The organism is Enterococcus sp. DIV0170, from assembly GCF_051710765.1.
Lineage (GTDB): Bacteria > Bacillota > Bacilli > Lactobacillales > Enterococcaceae > Enterococcus_A > Enterococcus_A raffinosus.
The window spans coordinates 1,245,601-1,271,693 of the sequence record NZ_JBIOLG010000001.1; the positions used below are offsets into that span (position 1 = coordinate 1,245,601).

Below are 26,093 nucleotides of genomic sequence, written 5' to 3' on the forward strand. Positions count from 1 at the left end.
TCCATAAGGAGGAAATCTTAAATGACAGTAAAAGTTGGAATTAACGGATTTGGACGTATCGGACGCTTAGCATTCCGCCGTATCCAAGATGTAGAAGGATTGGAAGTTGTAGCTATCAACGATTTAACAGACGCTAAAATGTTGGCTCACTTGTTAAAATATGATACAACTCAAGGTCGCTTTAACGGAACTGTTGAAGTTCATGAAGGTTCATTCAACGTGAACGGAAAAGAAGTTAAAGTTCTTGCTAACCGCAACCCAGAAGAATTACCTTGGGGAGAACTAGGAGTAGATATCGTATTAGAATGTACTGGATTCTTCACTTCAAAATCTGCTGCTGAAAAACATTTAACAGCTGGTGCTAAACGTGTTGTTATCTCAGCTCCTGGTGGTAACGATGTTCCAACAATCGTTTACAACACTAACCACGAAACTTTAACTGGTGACGAAACAGTTATCTCTGGTGCTTCATGTACTACTAACTGTTTAGCTCCTATGGCTAAAACTTTAAATGACGAATTTGGTGTTGTTGAAGGATTAATGACAACTATCCATGCTTACACAGGTGACCAAATGACTCTTGATGGACCTCATCCTAAAGGTGACTTCCGTCGTGCACGTGCTGCTGCAGCAAACATCGTGCCTAACTCAACTGGTGCTGCTAAAGCGATCGGTTTAGTTATTCCTGACTTGAACGGTAAATTAGACGGAGCTGCTCAACGTGTTCCTGTTGCAACTGGTTCATTAACTGAATTAGTGACTGTTCTTAACAAAAAAGTGACTGTTGATGAAGTAAATGCAGCGATGAAAGCAGCATCTAACGAATCATTCGGTTACAACACTGACGAAATCGTTTCTTCAGATATCGTAGGTATGACTTACGGATCATTATTTGACGAAACTCAAACTAAAGTTATGACAGTTGGCGACCAACAATTAGTTAAAACTGTTTCTTGGTATGACAATGAAATGTCATACACTGCTCAATTGGTTCGTACTTTAGAATATTTCGCTAAACTATAAGAATTATTTTAAACAACAACATTGTCTGAAAAAAGGCGGGGAAGCAACGCGCTTCTCCGTTTTTTTCGTAAGTTTATCATTGGCTCTTTTCTCGAAAAGAGTTGTATAATAGAAAAGATTTAAAAAAACTATTTGGAGGTTTTCTTTCATGGCAAAAATGACAGTTAAAGATCTTGACTTGAAAGACAAGAAAGTTTTAGTTCGTGTGGACTTCAACGTTCCTGTTAAAGATGGCGTGATTACGGATGACACTCGTATTAAAGCGGCGTTGCCAACAATCAACTACATTTTAGAACAAGGCGGTAAAGCAATTTTGTTCTCTCACCTAGGTCGTGTGAAAACAGAAGAAGATAAAGCAGGCAAATCATTAAAACCTGTAGCTGAACGTTTAAGCGAATTATTAGGTAAAAATGTAACATTTGTACCTGAAACTCGTGGTTCTGAATTGGAAGCGGCAATTGCAGACATGAAAGACGGCGACGTAGTTGTCTTTGAAAACACTCGTTTCGAAGATATTGACGGTAAAAAAGAAAGCGGAAATGACGCTGAACTTGGTAAATACTGGGCTTCATTAGGCGATGTTTTCGTAAATGATGCATTCGGTACTGCTCACCGTGCGCATGCTTCTAACGTAGGTATTGCATCTACTGGAATTCCAACTGTTGCTGGATTCTTAATGGAAAAAGAAATCAAATTCATCGGCGAAGCGGTTGAAGAACCTAAACGTCCTATGATCGCTATTTTAGGTGGAGCGAAAGTTTCTGATAAAATCGGCGTAATTAAAAACTTGATTCCTAAAGCAGACAAAATTTTGATCGGCGGAGGAATGACGTATACATTTTATAAAGCTAAAGGGCTGGAAATCGGTAACTCATTAGTAGAAGCTGATAAAGTAGACTTGGCTAAGGAATTGATCGAAGCAGCTGGCGACAAATTAGTTTTACCAGTTGACTCAATTACAGCAGCTGAATTTTCAAACGACGTACCTACAGAAGAACATACGGGTGATGTTCCTGAAGGACAAATGGGACTTGACATTGGGCCTGAATCAATTGCTTTATTTGCACAAACTTTAGAAGGTGCAAAAACAGTTGTCTGGAACGGACCTATGGGTGTGTTTGAAATGAGCAACTTTGCTCGCGGAACAATCGGTGTTTGCGAAGCAATCGCTAACTTAACAGATGCTACTACAATCATCGGTGGTGGAGATTCTGCAGCTGCAGCTGAACAACTTGGCTTTGCTGACAAATTCACTCACATTTCAACTGGTGGCGGCGCAAGTCTTGAATTACTAGAAGGTAAAGAATTACCTGGTCTTGCAGCAATCAACGATAAATAGTCAGGAAAGCGGTACGAGCTCGTTCAGCTCTCGATCAATAAGGCTAAAATTTTGATAAACTGCTCTTCAAGTTTCTTAAAATTTTTATTTATTACTGCTGAGAAGAGCTAGCTCATAAAGCTAGACAAAAAGAAAAAGGATGCCAGTCCAACTTTTTGCAGTTTCACAATGTGTTAAAAATTCACATGATGGAACTTCATTGAACAGTATTGATCTGTATAGTTGGATGGTATACGGCTTGAGAATCAAATTAATTTTTAAAAAAATTAATACCTTAATACGAAAAAGGAGTTTTCTAAATGCGTAAACCAATTATTGCTGGTAACTGGAAAATGAATTTAACTGCCTCAGAAGCAAAAGATTTTGCAGAAGCAGTAAAAAACAACATTCCTGCAAATGATAAAGTAGATTCAGTGATTGGATCACCTGCTTTGTTTTTACAAGAATTAGTTGAAGCAGCAAAAGGCACTGATTTAAAAATCTCTGCTCAAAACTGCTACTGGGAAAATGCTGGAGCATTCACTGGTGAAACTTCACCTGCAGCTTTAGCGGATCTTGGTGTGGACTATGTAATCATCGGCCATTCAGAACGCCGTGAATACTTCCATGAAACAGACGAAGAAATCAACAAAAAAGCCAAAGCAATCTTTGCTAACGGTATGTTGCCAATTCTTTGTTGCGGTGAATCTTTAGAAACTTATGAAGCTGGTAAAACAGCTGAATGGATCGAAGGACAAATCAAAGCTGGATTAGCAGATCTTTCTGCTGAACAAGTTTCAAGCATGGTTATTGCTTATGAACCAATTTGGGCTATTGGTACTGGTAAATCTGCTGATGCACAAATCGCTGACGAAATCTGCGGCGTTGTTCGTTCAACAGTTGAAGGTATTTATGGCAAAGAAGTTTCTGAAGCTGTTCGTATCCAATACGGCGGTTCTGTAAAACCAGAAAACATTGCTGAATATATGGCAAAAGAAAACGTCGATGGTGCTTTAGTTGGCGGAGCAAGCTTGAAAGCTGACTCATTCTTAGCTTTACTTGAAGGCGCAAAATAATTTTTTAACGAAAATTGCAGCTTTTGTTTGCAACTGCCCGCGATTTTCACTAATATTGGTTATAAGGGTTTTATAACCCCTATTTACAAAAACAAATTTTAAAGGAGAGACAAAACATGTCAATTATCTCAGACGTTTACGCACGCGAAGTCCTAGACTCACGTGGTAACCCAACAATCGAAGTAGAAGTTTATACAGAAGACGGCGCATTCGGCCGCGGTATGGTTCCTTCAGGTGCTTCAACAGGTGAATACGAAGCCGTTGAATTACGTGATGGCGACAAAGCTCGTTACGGCGGTAAAGGTGTTACTAAAGCAGTTGATAATGTAAACAACATTATTGCTGAAGCAATCATTGGCTACGACGTACGCGACCAAGCTGCAATCGATGCTGCTATGATCGAACTAGATGGCACTCCTAACAAAGGTAAACTAGGTGCAAATGCTATTCTTGGTGTTTCTATCGCTGTTGCTCGTGCAGCTGCTGACTTCTTAGAAATCCCATTGTACAACTACCTTGGCGGATTCAATACAAAAGTTTTGCCTACTCCTATGATGAATATCATCAATGGTGGATCACATGCTGATAACTCTATCGACTTCCAAGAATTTATGATCATGCCTGTTGGCGCTCCTACATTCAAAGAAGCTTTACGTTATGGTGCAGAAGTATTCCACGCTTTAGCTTCAATCTTAAAAGCTAAAGGTCTTGCTACTTCAGTTGGTGACGAAGGTGGATTCGCTCCTAACCTTGGTTCTAATGAAGAAGGTTTTGAAGTAATTATCGAAGCTATTGAAAAAGCTGGCTATGTACCTGGTAAAGATATCGTTCTTGCTATGGACGCTGCTTCTTCAGAATTCTACGATAAAGAAAAAGGTGTTTACGTTTTAGCTGATTCAGGCGAAGGCGAAAAAACAACTGAAGAAATGATCGCATTCTACGAAGAATTAGTTGCGAAATACCCAATCATCTCAATCGAAGACGGCTTAGACGAAAACGACTGGGAAGGTACTAAGAAATTAACTGAAGTTTTAGGCGATAAAGTTCAATTAGTTGGTGATGACTTGTTCGTTACAAACACTGAAAAATTAGCTAAAGCAATTGATTTAGGTGTTGCTAACTCAATCCTTATCAAAGTTAACCAAATCGGTACTTTAACAGAAACTTTCAATGCTATTGAAATGGCTAAAGAAGCTGGTTACACTGCAGTTGTATCTCACCGTTCTGGTGAAACAGAAGATTCAACAATCTCTGATATCGCTGTTGCAACAAACGCTGGTCAAATCAAAACTGGTTCTCTTTCACGTACTGACCGTATTGCTAAATACAATCAATTATTACGTATCGAAGACCAATTGGGTGATGTTGCAGAATACAAAGGAATCAAATCTTTCTACAACTTAAAAAACAACCCATTCATCGGTAAATAATTAGCGTTGAACAAACAAATAAAGAATTAAGGCTGTGGTGCTTTTGTACCACGGCCTTTTTTTACGAAGAGATTTCTAAAAATAGTGAGACAGACTCCTTTGCGTTATTCTTTATATGAGATTCTTATTACTGAGTAAAAAAACCAAGAATATATTTCTTAGTAAGTTTTCTTTTGTTATAATTGAATTACTAAGGAGAATAGAAATAATCAATTTAATGATGCAAAAGAGATAAGAGAGTTATTCTACACTAAGCTTTGGAGGGATTTATGAAAAAGATTGTTGGGTTAGCGGTTGTTACTGCGAGTATTTTTTTGTTGGCGGGGTGTAATACAGATAAAGAGCAAAAGAGAGTGTCTAGTATTTCAGAGTCTTCTTCTGAAGAAAAAAAGAAACTTGAAATTATTAGTTTCAAAACATTCGAAACAGATGAACTAGGTAAAGCAATTATCACTGGTACGACTGATCCAAATGCGACAGTTTCTGTGGATGATCAAAAGGAAACTGCGGATGAACATGGTCTGTTTCGTATCGAGTACCAATTGACCGAACCAAAAACGAAAGAACTAACGTTGACTTCGAAAGTAAACGGCGTAGAGGCGGAAAAGAAGATTAAGATAGAGCCGTCTAAGAGTTATTTGCGCTCTGAAGAATCCTCGACTTCCAGTGAAGTGGAGGTACCACAACCGTCTAGTGAAACGAATCAGTCGGCAGCACCGGCAACTCCGGAGGCGTCAGCTGAACAGCCTCAAAAGGATGATCAGGTTGGTAAGGTGTTGGTAAGCCCTAGCGGAGCAGCTGTCACGGTTCTTCGCGTCTTGCCAAACGGTGAACGAGTGATTAGCGAAGAAACTTCTCAAGCAGATCTGAATAATGATGGAATCTTGACGTTTGAAGAGTTGTCTCAGGCTGAGAATGATTTAAATAGGCAAACAGAAGAAATAAGACGCAAACAACTAGAAGAAATGGAATAGTGACGGATCAAATTAGTCAGAAATAAAGAGCTGCGAGAAACTTTCTCGCAGCTCTTTTGACTGTTTTAGTATGCTTGATGCAATGCATGAAGTGCATGTGCAACGGTAGGATGCTGGATGGGACGATGGACTTGTTTATCCCATAATTGCTGGAACTGTTTTTCCACCTCAGGCTGCATCGAAGTAAAAATCAATTTTTGATTGTTTAATGCAGCAACTGAGAAATAATCGGCAAAGGTGTCTCGTGCAGTCAAATCGATACTTGGAACACCGCGAAGTGAAAAGATGATCCCTTCCTTGTCGACGGCTTGATCCAGTTCTCTTTTCAGCTGATTCGCTGACATAAAGAACAATGGACCGGTGATGTAGATGACTGCCCAATTAGAGCCAACCTCAGAATGCGGCAGGTCCATTCTTGTCCAATCAATTTCTTCGGAGATAATAGAAATACGCGAACTTTTGGCGATAAAGAAAATACAGCCGCAGATGACACCGATGACGATTGCGATGCTCAAATCGAAAATGATCGTGCTTAGCATAGTTACAACGAATAGAAGAATCGCTGACCGATTTTTCTGCTTGAACATTGTTCTAATGGTCGTCCATTCGTGCATCCGCCAGCTTGTAATAAGTAGAACACTGGCAAGAGCGGCCATTGGGATTTGCGACATGATCGGTGCAAAAATAATCATCGACAAAAATAGGAAGAGTGCATGAAAAATTCCGGCTAACCGTGTCTGCGCACCCGATTTTATTGCCACACTGGTTCTTGCGATCGCAGCGGTTGCTGGGATCCCTCCAAAGAAAGGCAGAAGCATGTTTCCGATTCCTTGAGCGATCAATTCTTGATTGCTGTCGAGATCTTTTCCGGTCATGCGTCCGGCAGAAGCTCCGCAGAGTAAGCTTTCTATCATACCCAGCATTGCAATGCTAATCGCAGGTAAAAATAATTGCTTTACTAATGGGAGATTAAGAGTTGCTAGATGAAGACGTTCGCTAGTAAGTAGTGACGTGGGAATTTTGCCAACTTTTGCGACTGGCAGATTAAAAATAATAGAAGCAAAAGTTGCTAGAATAATTGCGACCAGTGAAGCTGGTAGGACCTGATTCCATTTTTTGGGATAAAAGATCAACAATAATAAAACGATTATACCCAAAATCAGTGTAGGAAAATCTGGGGAAAAACCGGATCGGTAGCTGATCAGTTTTGCTAGAGCACTCTCGCCACTAGATGTTGTGCCGAAGAAGTTATCAATCTGTCCTAAAGCAATGATGATGGCGATCCCGGAAGTAAACCCTGTAATTACAGGTGATGGAATGAAGGAAGTGAGACTTCCAAGCTTAAACAATCCAGCTATCAGTAATAGGATGCCGGCGATGAAGGTGGCGACTAAGACACCCGCTAACCCTTGCGAAGCGATAATTCCAGTTAAGATGGCAGCCATTGCACCAGTTGGACCAGAAATCTGATAAAATCCGCCTGAAAGAGTGCCAATAACGAGGCCTGCAATAATAGCCGTAATCATTCCTGCTGCTGCATCGGCTCCACTGGAAACACCAAAAGCCAAAGCTAAGGGTAATGCCACAGCAGCAACAGTCAGACCTGATAATAAATCCTTTTGAAGTTTTCTCTTAGAGTAATGGCGAAACTCCTGTTGTAACAAATTCGTATAACGCTTGATCACAAAACACTCCTTTTTTTGAAAATACCACAAAAGCCCGTAAATGAACGGGCTTTTAACAAAATTTTTAAAACCATCTTTAACTATAAAAGAGTAAGAATAAAAGTACAATGGTTTTCTTATGTTTTCAAGCCAACTTTTGGTTTTTGATTACTTTTGGCTGAGATTCAGCATTTTTTTGACGATTTTGATATACTGGAGCCAAAGGAAATTTTATTATAGGGAAGTGAGAGAGATGGCAAAAGATGAATTGCAGCAACATCTAGATAAAGGACGTTTTGGGGCAGCACGAATCAATCCAGATGAACAGCGAAAATATTTGGGAACCTTTCGTGAGCGTTGTTTTGCAAGTATGACGGTACGAGAGATGAAAAATCAGCAAGACCAAAAAAATCTAATTACTGAGATTAAAAAATACCCAGAAGGTAAATTATTGATCAATGGCGCTGTAGATGAAAAAGTACAAGCGGATTTCATCGCACTAGCGTCTAAAAATTCAGTTGATTTTACGATCGTAAATGATGCAACAGTTGAATCAGAAGATAGTATCGGGTTATTATTGGTAACAGATCATGCTGTCAATGAAGAGATTATTGACATTGAAGAAAAATATCCTTCAACTAATTCAGATAACAAAGAACCTTCGGAGAAAAAGAAAAGCTTTTTTGGTCGTTTATTTGATTAAAGAAAATTAAGCAACGAATAATTACGGTTGACATTTTTCCAAAGTGTCGGTATTATACTGCTTGGGCACCCTTTTAGTAAGGGTCAAGTGTTTAGTGAAATCACAGCTCCCTATTCAAATTGGATAGGGAGCTTTCTTTGTTTTTTCTAGACGTTTCCTGCAAATTAGTATGAAGGAGTTTTTTCATTTATGACAAAGTATATTTTTGTAACTGGCGGCGTAGTTTCATCAATTGGCAAAGGGATCGTGGCAGCATCATTGGGTCGTTTGCTTAAAAATCGGGGATTGAAAGTTACCATCCAAAAATTCGATCCATATATTAATGTCGATCCAGGTACGATGAGTCCTTACCAACACGGAGAAGTTTTTGTAACAGATGATGGTGCTGAAACGGATTTGGACTTAGGTCACTATGAACGTTTTATCGACATTAACTTGAATCAATACTCCAACGTAACGACAGGAAAAATCTATTCAGAAGTTATTCGCAAAGAACGTAAAGGCGAATACTTAGGGGCAACAGTCCAAGTTATCCCTCACATCACGAATGAAATCAAATCAAAAATCATGCGTGCTGCAAAAATGACAGATTCTGATGTCATTATTACAGAGGTTGGCGGAACTGTTGGTGATATTGAATCATTGCCATTTTTAGAAGCATTGCGTCAAATGAAGGCTGAAGTGGGTGCGGATAATGTTATGTATATCCATACAACATTGATTCCTTTCTTAAAAGCTGCTGGAGAAATGAAAACAAAGCCAACACAACACAGCGTAAAAGAATTACGTGGTCTAGGGATTCAGCCAAATATTTTAGTGGTTCGTACAGAACAACCTATTTCACAAAGTACTAAAAACAAGCTTGCACAATTTTGTGATGTTGCGCCAGAAGCAGTTATCGAGTCTCGTGATGTTGAAACACTTTATTCGATTCCATTGGCATTACAAGCACAAGGAATGGATCAAATTGTTTGTGAGCATTTGAAACTTGACGTACCTGTTGCGGATATGACAGAGTGGCGAGCGCTTGAAGAAAAAGTCTTGAATCTTAAAAAGAAAGTAAAAATTGCATTGGTAGGAAAATATGTAGAATTGCCAGATGCCTATATTTCTGTAGTGGAAGCCTTGAAACATTCTGGTTTTGCTTACGATTCTGATATTGAAATCGAGTGGATTCAATCTCAAGAAGTTACACGTGAGAATGTGGAAGAAATGCTTGGAGATGCGGATGGTATTTTAGTTCCTGGTGGTTTTGGTGATCGCGGGATCGAAGGGAAGATCGAGGCGATTCGTTATGCACGTGAGAACGATGTACCGTTCTTAGGTATTTGTTTAGGAATGCAAATGGCCTGTGTAGAATTTGCTCGTAATGTTGCTGGACTAGAAGATGCTAATTCAGCTGAAACAGTACCGGACACTGCAAACAACATCATTGATTTAATGGCAGATCAAGAAAATGTTGAGAACTTGGGTGGTACATTACGTCTTGGATTGTATCCATGTAAGCTGAAAAAAGGCAGCAAAACGGCTGCAGCCTATGGAAACGAAGATGTCATCCAAGAACGTCATCGTCATCGCTATGAATTCAACAATCAATACCGTCAATTATTTGAAGACAAAGGCTTGGTTTTCTCAGGTGTGTCTCCAGACAATCGTTTAGTTGAGATCGTTGAGATTCCTGAAAATAAATTCTTTGTGGGCTGTCAATTCCATCCAGAATTAATTTCTCGTCCAAACCGTCCTCAACCATTGATCAAAGCTTTCGTAGGTGCGTCATTAGAAAGTAAAGAAGCAAAATAGTAAATTTGACTGAAAGGCCTAGTCGCCTTTCAGTTTTTTTACAAGAAAAGCAAAAAAGTTGAAATGTAAAGGTTTTATCGGAAGGTTTGGAGTAGCAAAGATGCTAAAACTTTGATAGAATTAACACGTTAGTTAAGCATGGCTTAACCAAATAGTAAAAAACCTTAGGAGGAATTTTTTATGCCAGTAGTATCAGGAGCAGAATTCTTAAAAGCTGCACGTAAAGGCGGATATGCAGTAGGTGGATTCAACACAAACAACTTAGAATGGACTCAAGCTATTCTAAAAGCTGCAGAAGCTAAAAAAGCACCAGTTCTTATCCAAACTTCAATGGGTGCAGCGAAATACATGGGCGGATACAAAGTTGCTAAAGATATCATCACTGATTTAGTAGACTCAATGGGTATCACTGTACCAGTTGCAATCCATTTAGACCATGGTGACTACGAAGCTGCTTTAGAATGTATCGAAGTTGGCTACACTTCAATCATGTTTGATGGTTCTCATCTTCCATTTGAAGAAAACTTGAAATTGGCTAAAGACGTTGTTGAAAAAGCTCACGCTAAAGGTATCTCAGTAGAGTGTGAAGTTGGTTCAATCGGTGGTGAAGAAGACGGAATCATCGGTGCTGGTGAATTAGCTGACATCGACGAATGTGTACAAATGGTTGCTACAGGTATTGACTACTTAGCATGCGGTATCGGTAACATTCATGGTGTATACCCTGAAAACTGGAAAGGTTTAGCATTTGACCACTTACAAGCGATTGCTGATGCTGTAGGTAATGATGTGCCTTTAGTATTACACGGTGGATCAGGTATTCCTCAAGAACAAATCCAAAAAGCAATCTCAATGGGTGTTTCTAAAGTTAACGTTAACACTGAATTCCAATTATCATTTGCTAAAGCTACTCGTGAATATATCGAAGCTGGCAAAGATAAAGAAGGAAAAGGCTTTGACCCTCGTAAATTGTTGGCACCAGGTGTTGCTGCAATCGTTAAAGATGCTGAAGAACACATTGACTGGTTCGGTTCAGCAAACAAAGCTTAATTTGATTCATACATTTTGATTGAAGACTGTCAATTGTGGCAGTCTTTTTTTTTACCTTAAAAGGAAAGAAGATAGTGGCTTATGAAACCTGATAAAAACAATCTTTGAACACTTTTGTTTAGTCTCATTGCCTTGAAAATGGTTACAAAAAAGCCGAGGAGTCTAAACTCGATTGTTCGTTCAGTAATAAGAATTGGTGAACTTACCATCAAAGTTGCATGAGAAGACGGTTTTTTTTATGTAAATGAAGACTTTGCGATCTTTATGATAGGTAGAAGCAAACAATGAATAAAGGAGAAAAAAGGTATGAGTTTCAAACTCTTTTCTAAAATTAATAGTAAAAAGAATGAGTTATTGTTTTGCGAAGTGCCACTAAATCTCAGTTACTTTTAGTGTATATTAGTTTTAGAAAAGCTTTTTGAAAGCGGTTAAATAATTTGTGAATAGTGAGGAGCATGCAGCATGTCAATGGTAAAATTAACAAGTCGCCAGATATTTGGAATGAAGAGAGCAACAGTGGAAGCTAGAATTGAAAAATACTATGATGAGACTAAGGATGCGACAGTGGTAATACAATACGCGTTTGCACTTTTGTTGCGTAACGCATTATCTGTAAATGATTTTTCGGGAATGCTGGAAGCTGTTATTCATGAGATTCTGCTACGATCTGACCCGAATGATACTATTCGAAGGCTTGCTCCCTTTTTTAAGAATTATTTCAAAAGCAGTGATTGGGAGAGAGTAATCGAACGAGTGTACAAGCGTAAGAAGGATTATCTTTCCGTTGATGAGGCTCTCCATCAGTATAAAAAGTTTTTATTGGAAAAGACCACACCAATCGATGAGCTAGAAAATAAGCAATATAAATTTATATCCATTTTCTTAAAAGGAGATGGGAAATCCCATACTTGGAGCTTACGCGATGCTGATCCAAAAATATCTGATAAGAAGTGGCAGGCTATCTTGGAGTTTTTGACTACTTTGACAGTTTTTGAAAAGGATGGTACTCGTCTTTTTGTCGAACTAGTAAACTCTGATTTAATGAATTGTACTCGCCGCTCACTTTGGGAGAAAAAGAGAGCAACAAAAAAGGCATCATCAAAAGAAAATAGTACTGATCATCAATGGGCGGATGCTGTGCAGCTTGAACAAAATGAAAATGAACAGGAAATAGGGATTTCTCTGCCGCCAGATATTGACTTGAAGGATTTGAGCCCAGAGGAGCTGCAAAAGATTGTCGAAGAGCAATTACCAGAAGGAGCGACATTGACGAACCTGCGGCTGCTTCAAGAGGAGGACTCCGAACAAGAAGCTCTTTTGGATTCTGTCAATCAGTCTTTGAATCAAGCAGTATCAATACCAGCCCCTACAAAAGAACCAACTGAGACAAAGGAGAAGAAAACTTTCCGCTCCCTATTTCCAAAGAAGTCCCAAGGCCGCAAAACGAAAAATAAAAAGTATCTTGAAGAGGAAAAAAAGAAAACTCTGATGAATACTATAAATGGGAAAAAGAATAGAAAGAGGAATAAGAGGAAATAGGCCTTCTTTCTGTGAAGGTAGGTGGATTTTCGGCTGAATTTATGAAGGTTATTCTTTGAAATCATCGATTAAAGTTAGCATCGTTTCCGCAAAAAAAAACTATCTACAGGTTTTTAATCGTCCGATTAATCTTACGATACTATTGCTGTTCCTAATTAGAAAAAAATCTTCAATTAAACTTGAAAACGGTATTTCTCAATAAAATATTTGAATAAATCTAATAAAATATCCCAAGCATTTGGGATGAAGATGAAAAATAGTCCTCTACTAATCAAAAACATCCTTGAGTGAAAAGAACTTGCTTATTTTCTCACGTGATTTGAGAATGCTTCCTTTTTATACAAGCAATAATATGCTAGAATGGATAATGGTCTATAAACTTCAAAATAATTAATTAGGTGAAAATAAATGAGAAAAATCGAAATCCATGGCGGAAAGCCATTATCAGGTAATATTACAATCAGCGGCGCAAAAAATAGTGCCGTTGCATTGATCCCAGCAGCAATCATGGCGGATTCGCCAGTGACATTAGAAGGAGTGCCGGATATTCAAGATGTGCATTCATTAATCGAAATTTTAGAAATCATGGGAGCGAAAGTTTCCTTTGAAGATAATCGGATGGTCATTGATCCAAGTAATGTTGTATCGATCCCGATGCCAAGCGGAAAAATCAATTCGTTACGCGCTTCCTACTATTTTATGGGAGCTTTGTTAGGAAAATTTGGTGAAGCGGTGGTTGGTTTACCTGGCGGCTGTTTCTTAGGCCCTCGTCCAATTGACTTGCACATTAAAGGCTTTGAAAGTTTAGGTGCCGATGTTTCTAATGAACACGGTGTGATTTATTTGCGGACAGAAGAAGAAAGCTTAACGGGAGATCGTATCTTTATGGATGTGGTTTCTATTGGCGCGACGATTAACGTGATGTTGGCAGCAGTAAAAGCTAAAGGAAAAACAATCATTGAGAATGCTGCAAAGGAACCAGAAATTATCGATGTTGCAACGCTATTAAATAATATGGGTGCGAAAATTCGTGGTGCAGGTACGGATGAAATTCGGATTGAAGGTGTAGAGGAATTACACGGCTGTGTCCACTCAATTATTCCTGATCGCATTGAAGCGGGGACTTATTTGGCTTTAGCTGCAGCTATGGGCGAAGGTGTAACCGTGCATAATGTCATCTATGAACACATTGAAAGCTTTATTGCGAAATTAGAAGAAATCGGTGTAGAAATGAATATTTCAGAAGATAGCATCGAAGTATTGCCATCAAGGAATCTGAAGACTGTAGATGTTACAACATCGCCTTACCCAGGTTTTGCGACAGATCTACAACAACCGTTAACACCGCTATTACTTAAAGCGCAGGGAACGGCTGAAATTATTGACACGATTTACTCAAAACGAGTAAATCACATCCCTGAGTTAGTCCGCATGGGGGCAGATGCTCGTGTTGAAGGCAACTTAATTGTATTAAACGGTCCAAGCAAATTGCACGGAGCCGAGGTAGTCGCTTCTGATTTGCGGGCGGGTGCTTGTTTAGTTATTGCTGGATTAATGGCTGAAGGGAAAACAACGATTTTTAACGTGGAATATATTTTACGAGGATATGATCATATTATTGAGAAACTGACGGCTCTTGGTGCTACTATCGAAATGATCGACGAGGAAGAGGCGGAATAATGAGCGATTATTTAACAATGGCGGAGCTTGAGAACAAGACGCTAAAAGAAATTTATGCTTATGCAAAAGATTTTAAAATTCCTTATTATAGTCAAATGAATAAAAAGGAATTGTCTCTGGCTGTAATTCGTGCACAGGCAGAAAAACAAGGCTTCTTTTATATGGAAGGAGTCTTGGATATTATTGGACAGGATGGCTACGGCTTTTTACGTCCAATTAACTATGGATCGAGTGCGGAGGATATTTATATTTCCTCTTCACAGATTCGTCGTTTTGGTTTAAGAAATGGGGATAAAGTGGCCGGCAAAGCTCGTCCACCCAAAGAATCTGAACGTTATTATGGGCTGATGCATGTAGAAAGTGTCAATGGTAAAGATCCAGAAGATGCGAAGGAACGCCCGCATTTTCCTGCATTAACTGCTCTTTATCCTGATAAACAACTCGTTTTAGAAACAACACCTGGTCGTTTGTCTACGCGAATGATCGACATCTTCTCCCCAGTAGGCTTCGGTCAGCGTGGATTGATCGTTGCTCCTCCAAAAGCAGGGAAGACAACCATTCTTAAAGAGATTGCTAATGGTATTACTGATAATTATCCCGATGTCGAATTGATTGTCTTACTCATTGATGAACGTCCAGAAGAAGTGACTGATTTAGAACGCAGTGTTAAAGGTGATGTGGTTTATTCGACATTTGATCAGCAACCACAGAACCATACCCGTGTATCTGAACTGGTCTTAGAACGCGCAATGCGTTTAGTGGAAGACAAACGAGACGTGGTGATTTTGATGGATAGCATCACTCGTCTTGCACGTGCATACAATTTAGTAGTTCCGCCAAGCGGACGGACATTGAGTGGCGGGATCGATCCTGCAGCGTTATACAAGCCAAAGAAATTCTTTGGCGCTGCTCGAAACATTGAAGAGGGTGGCAGCTTAACTATTTTGGCGACGGCACTAGTTGATACTGGTAGTCGGATGGATGATGTAATTTATGAAGAGTTTAAAGGAACAGGAAACTTAGAATTACAATTGTCCCGTGAGTTGTCTGAACGTCGGATCTTCCCAGCAATCGACATTAAAAAATCTGGTACACGTAAAGAAGAATTGCTGATGGCTCCTTCACGTCTAGAAGAAATCTTCAAGCTTCGTAATAACATGACGGGAGATTCATTGGAATATACTTCGCAATTCGTGAACTTCCTGAAAAAGACGAAGAATAACGATGATGTTTTCAAAGCTTTTAAGGACGTTTCATTCGGTGGCAAAACCACCCGTAGAAATCAAAAAAGATAATTGCATTGTCGATTCATTCATGATAGTATATTCATGTTGCAAATTGCAAAAATAACTCTGAACCAGCAAATGATTCAGGGCAAAGGAGCGAAAAAACTATGAAACAAGGAATTCATCCAGAATATCATCCAGTTGTGTTCATGGACTCAACGACAGGTTTCAAATTCTTGTCAGGTTCTACTAAAACTTCACAAGAAACAGTTGAATGGGAAGACGGAAATACTTACCCAGTAATCCGTGTCGAAGTTACTTCAGATTCTCATCCATTCTACACTGGACGTCAAAAATTCACTCAAGCAGATGGACGTGTCGATCGTTTCAACAAAAAATACGGTCTCAAAGACGCCAACGCAGAGGAAAAATAAAAACATTGAGTTATCAACGTTTTACAGACTACATTTTCGGATGTGGTCTTTTTTTATTTCAAAATTAAAAAAGGTTGTACCAATTTTGATATACTAACTGTAGAATTGAATTATACGCGAAATGACGTAGGAAACGACTGTAAGAAATATTGATAAATGAGGGATTCAAATGATTATTAATCCAACAAAAAAAGCATTACCACTTTTTAACAAAATACCAAGCGTTGCTGACAAGCAATTGGCGCGAAGATTCTCTGAGTTTAATCCGCTGTTTTCTTGGCATGCGAATTATTTCAATGTCAATAGAAAGAAGATTTTATTGGTGGTCAATGACTTGACCTACTTCCCGCTTATTTTCGTAGGAATCGATGCTAAGAATAAGGGGCAGTTAAGCGAGACTTTCCAACAAGCTATTATGGAAGTGTTCCAAGCGGCAGGAATCCCAAAAAAGCAGATTGAAAAATATCTTGATCTAGCTGGTGAAGTGGAGGTGAATGGGGGCTATAATCGTGTTGTTACTGGCATTATGAAGAATATGATTTTTTCATTGGAGTATCATGAGCGATATGATTTTAATACGCTCGTGGATGTTGAAAATAGTCTTGATTTGGCAGAGGACATTTTCAAAGAGCAATATCCCATTGATAAGTTGCGTGAAGCGTTTAAGGAGCCTTTGTTAATTCATGAACTTTCACAAGAAGTAACGGAGGAAAGTTATGTGGTGAAGAAGGACTGGGAAAGTCTAACCGATTATAAAGTTGATGGATTTTCTGGAAAAGAGGTCGAAAAAGCGTTGGCTAACAATCGCTTAATCTTAAATGCGTTTAAAGAGTACCTTGAAAAGTCTGAAAAGCTGACAAAGAAAACCGTGAATCATCACTTAGCCAATGTTGAAGATTATCTAAGCAATTATTTGATTTTTTATGGTTTTGACTCAGCGGTAACGACTTTCGATGTCATTAGCGACTTTTTTGGTTGGGGAGCAAGTAAAAATGTTTGGATCAGTGAAAATGCAGTCAAAAAGGCTGGTACAGCGATAAAAAAATTCTATCAGTTTTTGATTGCGGCAGGTGAAGTGAAGGAATCGGCTATGCCAGAAATACGAGACCAGATTGAACTGGGAGTAGAGACTGGAAAGATGACGCTGATGATGAGTGATAGTTGGTATTAAGAGCCGATTTTGATTGGTGCAATTCGGCTGACTTATTTCGATTCGATCAGATAGAGGATTAGAGAACTTCTGTCTAACCAGGATTGGGCAAACAATGAACAACGAACTTCCTATTTTAGCGGAGTTCGTTTTTTGCTGTTTACAAAGAAGCGCTTTGATTGTTGTTTCTGAAACTATCTGCTATGGTTTTGATAGTAAAAAATGATTTTAAAACTAAAATTAGGAGTCTTTACTATGTATAAGAAATGGTATGGGAGTCTTTTCTTTTTTCTTCTATTTTTCCTTTTTCCATTCACTGCAGAAGCATCCCACTATGGGCTAACTGTTAAACAGCAACAGGAGGCATTGAAGCCCTATAGCCATTTTTATCAAGCAGCTTTTTCGAATCAGGATGAGAACAAAGATTTCGGAATGTACAAAATTCCGGGACTCTATAGAGCGAAGACCCTCAGCCTGGAAACGAACGCGATTGCTGACAGTTCTACGATGACGCCACAGGGAATCACGCTGACGGAGAAGTATCTTTTGATTTCGGCCTATAGTCATGATCATGAAAATCATTCGGTCATCTACATGCTGGATCGTGAGACACATCGTTTTATAAAAACTGTTGTGTTGCCTGGTCGTCCGCATCTCGGCGGTATCGCCTATGATCCGAAGCACCAGCGTGTTTGGATCACGACGGGCGGACTTTTCGCTGGTTTATCATCGATTGATTTGAAAGAGCTCGAGGATTATCAGCTAAAAGCGGATCGGGTCGTTTCTTATCATCAGCAGATTTCTTTAAAAGAAGTTTCTCATGCTTCGGCGCTAACCTACACATCTGGTGTGCTGGTCGTTGGTTATTTTACACTGAATGAGTATGGGCGTATGGCGACTTATCGTTTGAATGATCAAGGAGAACTAAGAATCAGTTCTCAGGAAAAAATCTCTAGTTTTGACCAAGGGGAGCAGAAAAAAGTAGGATTAACTTCCGTTCCATCCTCTCAATTTGCTCGTTCTCTTGGTTCATGGAAAACACTGGATATGATTCAAGGCATTGCTTTTTATAAAGATTACTTGATTATGTCTCAGTCGTGGGGACCGGAGCGCTCTGGCAAACTCTATTTTTTTGATCTTGATAAAGTCAATAACTTTTTCTCAGTAAAAGACGCGGCCTTTGAGATTGATACACCGCCATATATTGAACAGATATCCGTGGGCGGTGATCAGCTTTTTGCTGTTTTCGAAGGTGGCGCATGGCCGTATCGCACAAGAAACCCCGTATTGGTGGATCATGTCATTCAATTGAACATTGAAGAGTTACTTACGAAAAAGGATCACGAGTAATCTTTTTTGATTGTCTTATTTATGTTTATCGAGAGCTCCTTCATAGGGGTTCTTTTTTGTGCTTCTCATGATGAAACGTATTTCATATCGTGAAACACATTGAGTTGTAAGCGGTATCGGTTCCTTTTTGTACTGCTGCCCCGTATACTGAACACATCATAAAAAGAAGGAGATAAAATGATGAAAGCGAAAATCATGGATAGCATGCAAAAATTTTCGAAAGCAATGTTTGTTCCAGTGCTGATCTTACCAATTGCTGGTATTTTGATCGCGATTGGAAACGTTTTTACGAATCCAAGGTTAATTGAGATGTTTGGATTTTTAGATAATCCTATCACAATGGGATTCGGGAGTATTTTATCAGCTGCACTGTTGCCAGTTTTAACAAATCTAGGAGTAATTTTCTGTGTCGGCATTGCTTTAGGATTGGCAAACAAAAAGAAAGCTGAAGCAGCATTTACTGCTTTACTGGGCTACTTAGTCTTCTTATATGCGATGAACAAATTTATGGAACTTAGAGACATGCTGGTAGCGCCAGATCAGCTTCAGGGATCGGGACAAGCCTTAGTCTTAGGTGTTCAAGTACTGGATATGGGAGTTTTCTTAGGGATTATTCTTGGAATTGTGGTGGCATTAATTCATAATCGCTTCATCGATACGACATTTAATAACGCTTTTCAGGTTTATGGCGGAGCACGATTTGTCTTTATCGTTTTGATTCCAGTATTAGTATTAGCAGCGATTGCACTTTCATTTATCTGGCCGGTTATCCAGCAAGGAATTGACGGATTAGGTGGTGTCATTCAGAAGACAGGAAATTTTGGGATCTTTCTCTATGGTTCATTGGAACGGCTATTGATCCCAACTGGTTTGCACCATTTGATCTATACACCGTTTCTATACACGTCACTTGGCGGCGTGGCGGAAGTTGGTGGGCAAGTATTTGAAGGAGCGCGAAATATTTACTTTGCTGAAATCGCAGATCCTGCAGTTAGAGTTCTATCACAAAGTGTGATTTGGGATGCTCGTGGAATTTCAAAAATGTTTGGCTTGATCGGTGCTTGTCTAGCGATGTATCAAACGGCTAAACCAGAAAATAAATTTAAAGTAAAAGCTATTTTGATTCCGGCAGTTGTGACATCTTTTGTGGCTGGGGTAACTGAACCGATTGAATTTTCTTTTATGTTTGTAGCACCAGCATTGTTTGTCATTCATTCTGCATTAAGCGGATTGAGCATGGTGGCTTTGAATATCTTTGGTTCACGGGCGATTGGACCAAATGGCTTTATTGATTTTCTGCTATACAACATACCACTGGGGACAGAAAAGACCCGTTGGCCGATTTATCTTCTAGTCGGTGTGGCCTTCTTCTTTATTTATTACTTTATCTTCCGCTTCTTAATCGTCAAGTTCAATTTCAAAACAGTCGGACGAGAAGACAGTGATCAGGAAACGAAACTTTACTCGAAAAAAGAATACAACGATAAGAAGGGGTCTGTACCAGATAATGGCGTATTAGCTGTGCCTACGTCTGAGGACGAAGTATCTGGAATAATTGTTGAAGGCTTAGGTGGTGCGGAGAATATCAAAACGATTGACAATTGTTATACCCGTTTGCGGTTGAAGTTGGCAAATCCAGCTTTGGTTGATGAAGGATTATTGAAAAATGAGACTCAAGCAAAGGGTGTCATCAGTAACGGGGAAAATGTCCATGTGGTCTATGGATTGACTGTCCCGCAAGTTCGGGAAAAACTTGAAAAATATTTAGGTAGAGATAGTGGAGGAGACGAATAGTTATGAAGAAATTTTCAGTAGTAATTGCCGGCGGCGGGAGTACGTTTACTCCGGGAATCGTCATGATGATGTTAGACAATTTGGAGCGGTTTCCATTGCGAACGTTGAAACTATACGACAATGACGGTGACCGCCAAGGAGTGCTTGGAGAAGCCTTAGAGATATTATTGAGAGAACAAGCACCAGAGATTGAGTTTATCTATACAACAGATCCAGAAACGGCTTTTACAGATGTTGATTTCTGTATGGCACATATTCGCGTTGGAAAATATGCGATGCGGGAAAAAGATGAAAAAGTTCCGTTGCGTCATGGAGTTTTTGGGCAGGAGACCTGTGGACCTGGCGGGATTGCATATGGGATGCGCAGTATCACAGGCATGCTAGAAATCATCGATTATATGGAAAAGTATTCACCAAATTGCTGGATGCTGAATTATTCTAATCCGGCGGCAATTGTAGCAGAAGCTTGTCGAGTATTACGACCAGATTCAAAGGTGTTAAACATTTGTGACATGCCTGTTGGAACCTTACGTCGGATGTCTCAAATTGTTGGTAAGAAGCCCGAAGAACTAGAAGTCCGTTACTTTGGCTTGAATCATTTTGGCTGGTGGACTAGTGTCAAAGACAAAGAAGGCCATGAATACATTGATCAAATTCGTAATTACGTTTCCGAACATGGCTACTTGACGCAAATAGAAGTAGACACTCAGCACACAGACCCAAGTTGGCAGGAGACCCATAAAAAGGCGAAGGATATTTTAGCGGTAACCCCCGATTATTTGCCGAATACTTACTTGAAGTATTACCTGTATCCCGATTACGTTTTTGAACATATGAAGGATCATCCAGAATTTACGCGTGCCAATGAAGTCATGCAAGGTCGAGAAAAAAATGTTTTTGATCATGCCCGTCAAATCATCGCGAATGGATCAGCCGAGGGCATTGCTTTTGATATTGATGCGCATGCGACATTTATCGTTGATTTAGCACGTGCGATTGCTTTTAATACTCACGAGCGTATGGTAATGATTGTTGAAAATAATGGCGCCATCGCCAATTTCCCTGATGATGCGATGGTGGAAGTTCCTTGTATTGTCGGTACTGATGGGCCAGAAGCCTTAGCTCAAGGTCAAATCCCGGCATTCCAGCAAGCGTTGATGTTCCAGCAGGTCACTGTTGAAAAATTAGTAGTCGAAGCTTATGTTGAAAACAGCTATCAAAAAATGTGGCAGGCCTTGACCTTGTCTAAAACGGTTCCAAGTGCACAGGTTGCCAAAGAACTATTAGACGATTTAATTGTCGAAAATGGCGATACTTGGCCAGAATTACATTAATTTTTTAAGGGGTGTAACAGCAGCGAGCCAATGAGTTCTCTGTTGTTATGATCCCTTTTTTAAAAAATTTCAGGAGGAGCAATAATGGAGATCACGATGATCGGTTTAGGAAAAATGGGGATGGGGATTGCCGAGAATTTATTGACCCATCACTACCAAGTAAAAGGGTATGATATCAATCTTGATAGCGGGGAACGCTTGATTGAACTGGGCGGAACATTTTATTCAGATATCGAGAGTCTGTTGTCAGATCGATCAAAACGTCAAATTGTTTGGCTGATGCTGACGGCAGGTGCTTTAACAAATGACACGTTGACAGCAGTGGCTGATCGCATGGGTAAAGACGATATTATAATTGATGCTGGAAACTCTCATTATCAGGATAGCTTGACGAACGCTGCCTATTGTCAAACTAAAGGTATTCATTTTATGGATGTTGGGACGTCCGGTGGAGTTTTTGGCGCTAGAAATGGAGCTTGTATGATGGTCGGGGGTGAACGATTTATTTATGATGAGTTAGCCCCATTGTTCCAAAAACTATGTGTGGAAAAAGGATGTATTTATAGTGGCCCGGCTGGGAGTGGTCATTACCTTAAAATGGTCCATAACGGGATTGAATATGGCATGATGCAGGCGATTGGAGAAGGGTTCAATTTATTACATCACAGTCCTTACGATTATTCGATGGCTGAGGTTGCCCAAGTCTTTAATCATGGATCGGTAATCCGCTCATGGCTGATGGAGTTAACTGAAAAGGTTTATCAAGACCAGCTTGATCTGACTGAGATCGCAGGAGTCATTCCTTCTTCAGGTGAAGGGAAATGGACTGTAGAGGAAGCTTTACGTTTAAAAGTGAATCTTCCTGTGATTACGCAATCACTTATGACGCGCTTTGCATCAGAGGATTATGATAAAATAAGCGAGAAGCTTGTCGCATTATTGCGCAATCAGTTTGGCGGACACGCCTTTGTAAAGGATGAATGATTTTGTCAGTATTTTTAGGAATAGATATCGGAACAACAGCAATCAAATTGGGAATCATCCAGGAAAACGAGTTGCTTTATTCCAGTGAGCTGCCACTTCAAACCTATGGAGATGACCGCATCAAATATCAAAATGGGACAGAACTATTAGCAAGTTTAAAATTAGGTATTTTAGCCATTCCTGCGTGGCTACGTAACGAAATTACAAGGATTAGTTTCAGTACGGCGATGCACAGCTTGATGCCGGATGATGGCAAAAAGCAAATTTTTCTATGGTCAGATCTTCAGGCGGCTAGTCTCATTGATACATTTAAGCAGTCTGATTTAGCCGAACACTTTTATCTGATTTCAGGGACGCCTATCCATGCGATGTCTCCATTTGCAAAGTTGCTGTATTTTCAAACATCAGAAAAATATCCGACAGATACTCGATGGTACGGCATTAAGGAATTGGTTATGGACTATTTTACCGGAGAGGCAGTTGTTGATTATGCAACGGCATCTGCAACAGGTTTGTTTGATTTGCGAAAAAAACAATGGAGTAGTGAAATTCTTGATTATCTAAGGATTAAGGAAGAACGGCTGGCACCATTAGCAGATACTGATCAGGTTTTTGAAATGTTGCCAGAAAAGAGGCGTTTCTTTGGTTTTCCCGCCACTATTCAAGTCGTTGTAGGGGCCAGTGATGGGACGCTGGCAGCTTACGCCAGCTACTACTCTACCGGAAGAACAGCTAGTTTAACAATTGGAACAAGTGCCGCGGTTCGTCAAATAAGTAAAAATATTCATTTGGATCAGGAAAAGCAAAATTTCTGCTACTACTTAAAAAAGGAACTGCTTGTGTGCGGTGCACCGTCAAACAATGGCGGAGTGGTTTTGGCCTGGGCGGCAGAACAACTGGCGGAGAATCCAGCGACTTTTTATGAAAGACTGCCCAATTTGCTAGCTCAAACAGCATTAGGAGCTAATGGTCTGCGTTTCTGGCCTTATTTGAACGGAGAACGCGCGCCCTATTGGAACAATAAGATCAAAGGCGGGTTTCGAGACCTTACCCTGCAGCATACCAGAAACGATATGCTGCGGAGTGTCTTAGAGGGAATTCTTTTAAACATCCGCCAGCTAGTAAAACTCGTAGCAGAAAATGAAGAGCTCTCTATTAGCGGTGGTTTCTTTCAGACGACTGCGTTGGGACAATTGGCGGCGGATATCTTTGCTACAAAATGCTACTACGCACAGGAAAATGAACCCATTTTTGGGTTGTATTATCTCTTGGAACAGCCAACACGGATGATTGAAGAAAGTCAACAAATTTTTCTACCTAACCTAGGTAACAGTACCGCTTATGAGAAAATCGCGAAAAACTATTTCGAGTAATTATTCGCGCGTAAATTCTTGGACAATGTACTCCATCAATAACAATAATTTACCGAAGAAGCCATTATACTTAATGTTTTGACTATCCAAGGGTCGTTCATCAGCAACCTCAAATATAATGGTTGCTGCCTTTGTAGCACGAGACTGACTGTTTCCTGTAAAGAGAATCGTTGGAATGCTGCGTTCTTGTGAAAACTGCATTTTTTCAATGACTTTTTGAGTCTCGCCTGATTTTGAAATGACAATCAGCATACTGATATTTCCGGCATTGTTATTGATAATTCCAGATGAGTCAGCTGCATTGACGAAGAGTGTCTTAATCCCATTGACCAATAATTTCTTGTAAAGGTACTCAGCGATAATACTCGAAAAGCCCGTCGCATAAATCGTAATGAATTTGTCTTGATTCTCTTGATAGATTTGTTTCATATTTTGGATCGAGGGAGCAATTTTTTCAGTGGGAATAGAAATATCGACTGTCGCTTCAACAAGTTGATTTTGTGGCTGGTATTGATTTTTCAAAAAATAAAACAGCTCTAAATAACCAGAGAAATCTAATTTTTGTGCTAAACGAACAATCGTTGCGGGTGATGTGTAAAGCGTTGTTGCGATCTTTCTTAATGATACCCCTTCTAACTCATTTATATGTGTGGCTAAGTAAGTTAAGATTGCTTGGTCATTTTCAGACAATTGCTTACCTTTGGTTACCAATTCTAGGTCCATATTTGCCCTCCTAAATGTACTGATTATTTGTATTATACACTATCGCTTTTAGTAAAAAGATGAGATAGAAAGGAGAACGATAGATGTTTAATTTATTTAAAAGTAAAGGGATGAAAATAGATACCCCTGTTGACGGAAGAGTCTTTAATTTGAAAGAAGTTAGTGATCCCGTTTTTAGTGAAAAAATGATGGGCGATGGTTTTGCAGTTGAACCTAAAAATGGAAAGATCTGCGCACCTATTAAAGGAACGATCAAATCCTTATTTCCAACACTGCACGCGTTGACTATGGAAGCCGAAAACGGGGTGGATATATTGATTCATATAGGTCTTGATACTGTAGAATTGAATGGCGAGGGTTTTAGTACAGTGGTTCAGGAGGGACAGAAAATTAATCTAGGGGATCCACTCATTCATGTTGATTTGAACTTCCTAGCGAATAAGAAGAAGGAAAATAGTGTGATGGTTGTTTTTCCTGAAATGAAAGACAAAGAACTAACAGTGTATGTTGGGGAGAAACAGGTCGGTGAAGTAGCTGCTGAAGTAAGATGAAGTCGTAATGAATAACTCAGAAGAACTTTCTTGGTTGAAAGTTCTTTTTTTCTGTCTGGCATTTCTTTTTAAGGAATCAAAAATGTATTGATACTGGTCGTCTGTAAGTTCATAGATTCTTTATGATAAAATGAGAGGAAAGATACAGCGTTCATTGGAGGATAACGAATCATGGCGGTAATACTAATTGCAGAAGATGAGAAGCAAATACAAACAATTATTGCTAACTATGCGAAAAAAGAGGGGTACTCCGTGCAACTGGCAGATGATGGTGAAGAAGCATTAGCAATATTAAAGAATAATCCAATTGACTTATTAATACTAGATATTATGATGCCAACCATTGATGGATACTCTGTTTGTGAACAAGCACGAATGATCAGTAATCTACCTATTATTTTTTTAACTGCGAAAAGTGATGAGACAGATAAACTATATGGTTACCATTTAGGAGCAGATGATTATATTACAAAGCCGTTCAGTCCAAACCTCCTTATGGCTAAAGTAAAGGCACTTTTAAAAAGGGCTGATAACAAGCCGAAAATAGAAAACGATATTGAAGCAGGCCAAATTATTCTTAATCCGATATCTAGAGAAGTGTTTGTTGAAAATCAACCTATTGAGTTGACCCATACTGAGTATGAACTTCTGCTGCTATTTCTGCGTCATCCAAAACAGGTCTTTTCCAGAGAACAATTACTTAATAAAGTTTGGGGATATGATTTTGAAGGAACGACAAGAACGGTAGATGTTCATGTAAAAAACCTCCGTCAAAAACTCGGAGACGAAGGGAAATCCATTGTTACATTAATTCGATCAGGTTATAAATTTGAGGTGAAGTCAGATGAGCAAACCAGTTAACTCAATGAAGTGGTATTCAATCTATCTCACAAATAAAAAAGTTTTCTTTCTTTCTA

22 protein-coding genes are annotated in these 26,093 nt (G+C 39.4%); 20 read left to right on the forward strand and 2 right to left on the reverse strand.

Annotated features, from left to right (window positions below; genetic code table 11):
- The first annotated feature begins 21 nt into the window (after window positions 1-21).
- The 5 genes from gap (at window position 22) to IGI50_RS06040 (ending at window position 5,821) form a co-directional block, all read left to right on the forward strand.
- Window positions 22-1,023, forward strand: coding sequence for a type I glyceraldehyde-3-phosphate dehydrogenase (gap, locus tag IGI50_RS06020; RefSeq protein WP_438776463.1), 1,002 nt, complete (start codon window positions 22-24; stop codon window positions 1,021-1,023).
- Window positions 1,024-1,171: 148 nt separating this feature from the next.
- Window positions 1,172-2,362 (forward strand): phosphoglycerate kinase, encoded by a 1,191-nt coding sequence (locus IGI50_RS06025; protein ID WP_438776464.1) that lies wholly within the window; start codon window positions 1,172-1,174, stop codon window positions 2,360-2,362.
- A gap of 299 nt (window positions 2,363-2,661) precedes the next feature.
- The gene (gene tpiA / locus IGI50_RS06030) at window positions 2,662-3,417 is read left to right on the forward strand and encodes a triose-phosphate isomerase (RefSeq protein WP_010744522.1); all 756 of its coding nucleotides are present in this window, start codon (window positions 2,662-2,664) and stop codon (window positions 3,415-3,417) included.
- Window positions 3,418-3,533: 116 nt separating this feature from the next.
- Window positions 3,534-4,847, forward strand: coding sequence for a phosphopyruvate hydratase (gene eno / locus IGI50_RS06035; protein WP_438776465.1), 1,314 nt, complete (start codon window positions 3,534-3,536; stop codon window positions 4,845-4,847).
- Between the two features lie 269 nt (window positions 4,848-5,116).
- On the forward strand, window positions 5,117-5,821 hold the full coding sequence (locus IGI50_RS06040) for a hypothetical protein (protein WP_438776466.1): 705 nt from the start codon (window positions 5,117-5,119) through the stop codon (window positions 5,819-5,821).
- Window positions 5,822-5,886: 65 nt separating this feature from the next.
- Here the strand turns inward: IGI50_RS06040 and IGI50_RS06045 are convergent, their stop codons facing one another.
- Window positions 5,887-7,506, reverse strand: a complete 1,620-nt coding sequence (locus tag IGI50_RS06045; protein ID WP_438776467.1) for a SulP family inorganic anion transporter — start codon at window positions 7,504-7,506, stop codon at window positions 5,887-5,889.
- Between the two features lie 232 nt (window positions 7,507-7,738).
- Between IGI50_RS06045 and IGI50_RS06050 the strand changes: the two genes are divergently transcribed.
- The 13 genes from IGI50_RS06050 to IGI50_RS06110 all read left to right on the forward strand — a co-directional run bounded on the left by IGI50_RS06050 (window position 7,739) and on the right by IGI50_RS06110 (window position 23,902).
- Entirely contained in the window at window positions 7,739-8,188 is a 450-nt protein-coding gene (locus IGI50_RS06050) for a YueI family protein (RefSeq protein ID WP_438776468.1), read from the forward strand.
- Between the two features lie 189 nt (window positions 8,189-8,377).
- The gene (locus IGI50_RS06055) at window positions 8,378-9,988 is read left to right on the forward strand and encodes a CTP synthase (protein ID WP_010744527.1); all 1,611 of its coding nucleotides are present in this window, start codon (window positions 8,378-8,380) and stop codon (window positions 9,986-9,988) included.
- Between the two features lie 180 nt (window positions 9,989-10,168).
- The gene (locus IGI50_RS06060) at window positions 10,169-11,038 is read left to right on the forward strand and encodes a class II fructose-bisphosphate aldolase (protein ID WP_010744528.1); all 870 of its coding nucleotides are present in this window, start codon (window positions 10,169-10,171) and stop codon (window positions 11,036-11,038) included.
- 462 nt (window positions 11,039-11,500) lie between these two features.
- Window positions 11,501-12,577: a hypothetical protein gene (locus IGI50_RS06065; protein WP_438776469.1), complete on the forward strand. Its 1,077-nt coding sequence runs from the start codon at window positions 11,501-11,503 to the stop codon at window positions 12,575-12,577.
- Window positions 12,578-12,985: 408 nt separating this feature from the next.
- A complete protein-coding gene (locus IGI50_RS06070; RefSeq protein ID WP_218257097.1) occupies window positions 12,986-14,257 on the forward strand; it encodes a UDP-N-acetylglucosamine 1-carboxyvinyltransferase in 1,272 nt (423 codons plus the stop codon).
- Window positions 14,257-15,552 carry a transcription termination factor Rho gene (gene rho, locus IGI50_RS06075; protein ID WP_010744531.1) on the forward strand — a complete coding sequence of 432 codons (1,296 nt, stop codon included), beginning with the start codon at window positions 14,257-14,259 and terminating at the stop codon, window positions 15,550-15,552. Before IGI50_RS06070 ends, rho begins: the two co-directional genes overlap by 1 nt.
- 98 nt (window positions 15,553-15,650) lie before the next feature.
- Window positions 15,651-15,917 carry a type B 50S ribosomal protein L31 gene (locus IGI50_RS06080; RefSeq protein ID WP_010744532.1) on the forward strand — a complete coding sequence of 89 codons (267 nt, stop codon included), beginning with the start codon at window positions 15,651-15,653 and terminating at the stop codon, window positions 15,915-15,917.
- Between the two features lie 169 nt (window positions 15,918-16,086).
- Entirely contained in the window at window positions 16,087-17,088 is a 1,002-nt protein-coding gene (locus tag IGI50_RS06085; RefSeq protein ID WP_438776470.1) for a DUF6933 domain-containing protein, read from the forward strand.
- A gap of 234 nt (window positions 17,089-17,322) precedes the next feature.
- Window positions 17,323-18,417 (forward strand): YncE family protein, encoded by a 1,095-nt coding sequence (locus IGI50_RS06090; RefSeq protein ID WP_438776471.1) that lies wholly within the window; start codon window positions 17,323-17,325, stop codon window positions 18,415-18,417.
- 180 nt (window positions 18,418-18,597) lie between these two features.
- Window positions 18,598-20,211, forward strand: a complete 1,614-nt coding sequence (locus IGI50_RS06095; RefSeq protein WP_218257339.1) for a PTS transporter subunit EIIC — start codon at window positions 18,598-18,600, stop codon at window positions 20,209-20,211.
- A 2-nt stretch (window positions 20,212-20,213) separates the two neighbouring features.
- On the forward strand, window positions 20,214-21,545 hold the full coding sequence (locus IGI50_RS06100; RefSeq protein WP_438776472.1) for a 6-phospho-alpha-glucosidase: 1,332 nt from the start codon (window positions 20,214-20,216) through the stop codon (window positions 21,543-21,545).
- Window positions 21,546-21,629: 84 nt separating this feature from the next.
- The gene (gene gnd / locus IGI50_RS06105; protein WP_438776473.1) at window positions 21,630-22,529 is read left to right on the forward strand and encodes a phosphogluconate dehydrogenase (NAD(+)-dependent, decarboxylating); all 900 of its coding nucleotides are present in this window, start codon (window positions 21,630-21,632) and stop codon (window positions 22,527-22,529) included.
- Window positions 22,526-23,902, forward strand: a complete 1,377-nt coding sequence (locus IGI50_RS06110) for a gluconokinase (RefSeq protein ID WP_438776474.1) — start codon at window positions 22,526-22,528, stop codon at window positions 23,900-23,902. Before gnd ends, IGI50_RS06110 begins: the two co-directional genes overlap by 4 nt.
- Here the strand turns inward: IGI50_RS06110 and IGI50_RS06115 are convergent, their stop codons facing one another.
- Entirely contained in the window at window positions 23,903-24,625 is a 723-nt protein-coding gene (locus IGI50_RS06115) for a MurR/RpiR family transcriptional regulator (RefSeq protein ID WP_010744539.1), read from the reverse strand. It lies immediately after the preceding gene.
- A gap of 83 nt (window positions 24,626-24,708) precedes the next feature.
- Here IGI50_RS06115 and IGI50_RS06120 point away from each other — a divergent pair, with 83 nt between their 5' ends.
- Both IGI50_RS06120 and IGI50_RS06125 read left to right on the forward strand, forming a co-directional pair.
- Window positions 24,709-25,176, forward strand: coding sequence for a PTS sugar transporter subunit IIA (locus IGI50_RS06120; RefSeq protein ID WP_438776475.1), 468 nt, complete (start codon window positions 24,709-24,711; stop codon window positions 25,174-25,176).
- 171 nt (window positions 25,177-25,347) lie between these two features.
- Entirely contained in the window at window positions 25,348-26,037 is a 690-nt protein-coding gene (locus IGI50_RS06125; RefSeq protein ID WP_438776476.1) for a response regulator transcription factor, read from the forward strand.
- The last annotated feature ends 56 nt before the right edge of the window (window positions 26,038-26,093 follow it).

What these genes read in the sequence shown, in the direction of transcription:
- gap (WP_438776463.1), top strand. Translation starts at nt 22, where the DNA reads ATGACAGTAAAAGTTGGAATTAACGGATTTGGACGTATCGGACGCTTA.
- IGI50_RS06025 (WP_438776464.1), top strand. Translation starts at nt 1,172, where the DNA reads ATGGCAAAAATGACAGTTAAAGATCTTGACTTGAAAGACAAGAAAGTT.
- tpiA (WP_010744522.1), top strand. Translation starts at nt 2,662, where the DNA reads ATGCGTAAACCAATTATTGCTGGTAACTGGAAAATGAATTTAACTGCC.
- eno (WP_438776465.1), top strand. Translation starts at nt 3,534, where the DNA reads ATGTCAATTATCTCAGACGTTTACGCACGCGAAGTCCTAGACTCACGT.
- IGI50_RS06040 (WP_438776466.1), top strand. Translation starts at nt 5,117, where the DNA reads ATGAAAAAGATTGTTGGGTTAGCGGTTGTTACTGCGAGTATTTTTTTG.
- IGI50_RS06050 (WP_438776468.1), top strand. Translation starts at nt 7,739, where the DNA reads ATGGCAAAAGATGAATTGCAGCAACATCTAGATAAAGGACGTTTTGGG.
- IGI50_RS06055 (WP_010744527.1), top strand. Translation starts at nt 8,378, where the DNA reads ATGACAAAGTATATTTTTGTAACTGGCGGCGTAGTTTCATCAATTGGC.
- IGI50_RS06060 (WP_010744528.1), top strand. Translation starts at nt 10,169, where the DNA reads ATGCCAGTAGTATCAGGAGCAGAATTCTTAAAAGCTGCACGTAAAGGC.
- IGI50_RS06065 (WP_438776469.1), top strand. Translation starts at nt 11,501, where the DNA reads ATGTCAATGGTAAAATTAACAAGTCGCCAGATATTTGGAATGAAGAGA.
- IGI50_RS06070 (WP_218257097.1), top strand. Translation starts at nt 12,986, where the DNA reads ATGAGAAAAATCGAAATCCATGGCGGAAAGCCATTATCAGGTAATATT.
- rho (WP_010744531.1), top strand. Translation starts at nt 14,257, where the DNA reads ATGAGCGATTATTTAACAATGGCGGAGCTTGAGAACAAGACGCTAAAA.
- IGI50_RS06080 (WP_010744532.1), top strand. Translation starts at nt 15,651, where the DNA reads ATGAAACAAGGAATTCATCCAGAATATCATCCAGTTGTGTTCATGGAC.
- IGI50_RS06085 (WP_438776470.1), top strand. Translation starts at nt 16,087, where the DNA reads ATGATTATTAATCCAACAAAAAAAGCATTACCACTTTTTAACAAAATA.
- IGI50_RS06090 (WP_438776471.1), top strand. Translation starts at nt 17,323, where the DNA reads ATGTATAAGAAATGGTATGGGAGTCTTTTCTTTTTTCTTCTATTTTTC.
- IGI50_RS06095 (WP_218257339.1), top strand. Translation starts at nt 18,598, where the DNA reads ATGAAAGCGAAAATCATGGATAGCATGCAAAAATTTTCGAAAGCAATG.
- IGI50_RS06100 (WP_438776472.1), top strand. Translation starts at nt 20,214, where the DNA reads ATGAAGAAATTTTCAGTAGTAATTGCCGGCGGCGGGAGTACGTTTACT.
- gnd (WP_438776473.1), top strand. Translation starts at nt 21,630, where the DNA reads ATGGAGATCACGATGATCGGTTTAGGAAAAATGGGGATGGGGATTGCC.
- IGI50_RS06110 (WP_438776474.1), top strand. Translation starts at nt 22,526, where the DNA reads ATGATTTTGTCAGTATTTTTAGGAATAGATATCGGAACAACAGCAATC.
- IGI50_RS06115 (WP_010744539.1), bottom strand. Translation starts at nt 24,625, where the DNA reads ATGGACCTAGAATTGGTAACCAAAGGTAAGCAATTGTCTGAAAATGAC.
- IGI50_RS06120 (WP_438776475.1), top strand. Translation starts at nt 24,709, where the DNA reads ATGTTTAATTTATTTAAAAGTAAAGGGATGAAAATAGATACCCCTGTT.
- IGI50_RS06125 (WP_438776476.1), top strand. Translation starts at nt 25,348, where the DNA reads ATGGCGGTAATACTAATTGCAGAAGATGAGAAGCAAATACAAACAATT.